This window comes from Cupriavidus sp. HPC(L), from assembly GCF_000307735.3.
Lineage (GTDB): Bacteria > Pseudomonadota > Gammaproteobacteria > Burkholderiales > Burkholderiaceae > Cupriavidus.
Genome location: NZ_AMPR02000393.1, coordinates 1 through 1,286, shown reverse-complemented (window position 1 = coordinate 1,286; position 1,286 = coordinate 1). Strand labels below are relative to the sequence as shown.

Annotated in this window: 2 protein-coding genes; one reads left to right on the top strand and one right to left on the bottom strand. The window is 71.5% G+C overall.

Translation table 11 applies throughout. The annotated features are described in order from the left end of the window. The first annotated feature begins 167 nt into the window (after window positions 1–167). On the top strand, window positions 168–437 hold the full coding sequence (locus B551_RS18325; protein ID WP_006580185.1) for an acylphosphatase: 270 nt from the start codon (window positions 168–170) through the stop codon (window positions 435–437). A 118-nt stretch (window positions 438–555) separates the two neighbouring features. Here B551_RS18325 and B551_RS18320 read toward each other — a convergent pair whose 3' ends face one another. Beyond that, complete coding sequence (locus tag B551_RS18320) at window positions 556–1,266, bottom strand: uracil-DNA glycosylase (RefSeq protein ID WP_083492664.1); 711 nt, start codon at window positions 1,264–1,266, stop codon at window positions 556–558. Between the last annotated feature and the right edge of the window lie 20 nt (window positions 1,267–1,286).

Sequence of the window (1,286 nt, the reverse complement as noted above, 5' to 3'; positions counted from 1 at the left end):
GCGCGATCGGCCGCGCGATCCGGCAGCGCGCCTGAACGCCGGCCGTGCGTGCCCCGCAAGGGCCGCCCCCTGCGCGCGGGGGTGGTCATGGCGCCGTCATCGCACTAGTCTAGGTTTGTACGGATCTACGGATGCAAGGGCGTAAGGACTCGCAAGGAGGGACGGCGATGGAAACCTGGCACATGGTGGCGCACGGCAAGGTGCAGGGGGTCGGCTATCGCGCGGCCTGCGAGGATCTGGCGATCCAGCTCGGCCTGGGCGGCTGGGTACGCAACCGCGACGATGGCACCGTCGAGGTGATGGCGTACGGTCCGCCGGAGCGGCTGGCGAAGTTGCGCGAATGGATGGAGCAGGGCCCGCCGGCGGCGCAGGTGGAAAGGCTCGAGGTCGAGCCCGGCGAGGGCGAGTTCGAGCTGTTCGAGTGGCGCACCACGTAGTCGCCTGATTATCGTTCCCGCGCAGGCGGGAACCCAGCGGCTTTCACCACCGCGCAAAAGTCGCTGGGCCCCCGCGTTCGCGGGGGCGACGGTACGTTCGCGCCTGGGCCGTTCGCGCCTAGTGCGCGCTCCAGTCGATCGGCTCGCGCTGGTGCTCGACCAGCCAATCGTTGGCGAGGCGGAAATGCCCGCAGCCGAGAAAGCCGCGATGGGCCGACAGCGGCGACGGGTGCGGCGCCTCCAGGATGCAGTGCTCGCCCGCCAGCAGGTCCTTCTTGGCCTGCGCGTGGCTGCCCCACAGCAGGAACACCAGATGCGGCCGGTTGGCCGCCAGCGCCGCGATCAGGCGGTCGGTGACCGCCTCCCAGCCGCGCCTGGCGTGGCTGGCGGCTTGTCCCTGTTCGACCGTCAGCACCGTATTGAGCAGCAGCACGCCCTGGCGCGCCCAGCCTTCCAGATTGCCGGAGGCCGTGGGCCGCGCCACCGCCGGGTCGCCGTACTCGGCGGCGATTTCCTTGAAGATATTGCGCAGGCTCGGCGGCACCCGCACGCCGTCCGGCACCGAAAAGGCCAGGCCATGCGCCTGCGGCACCTCGATGCCATCGACCACGCCGACGCCGTGATAGGGGTCCTGGCCGAGAATCACGACCTTGACCGCCTCGGGCGGCGTCAGATGCAGCGCGTGAAAGACGTCGCGCGGGAAGACCGGCTTGCCGGCGGCGCGCTCGCCGTCGACGAAGTCGGCGAGCCGCTGCCATGCGGGTGTGGCCAGGCATGGCGCCAGCAGCGCGCGCCAGGCGGGCGGCAGAGCGTCGGCCTGGGCCGCCAGCGGCGTCCACTGGGGCTGCG

Bases quoted from the DNA above. Each gene is read 5' to 3' on its own strand.
- B551_RS18325 (WP_006580185.1), top strand. From the start codon at position 168: ATGGAAACCTGGCACATGGTGGCGCACGGCAAGGTGCAGGGGGTCGGC.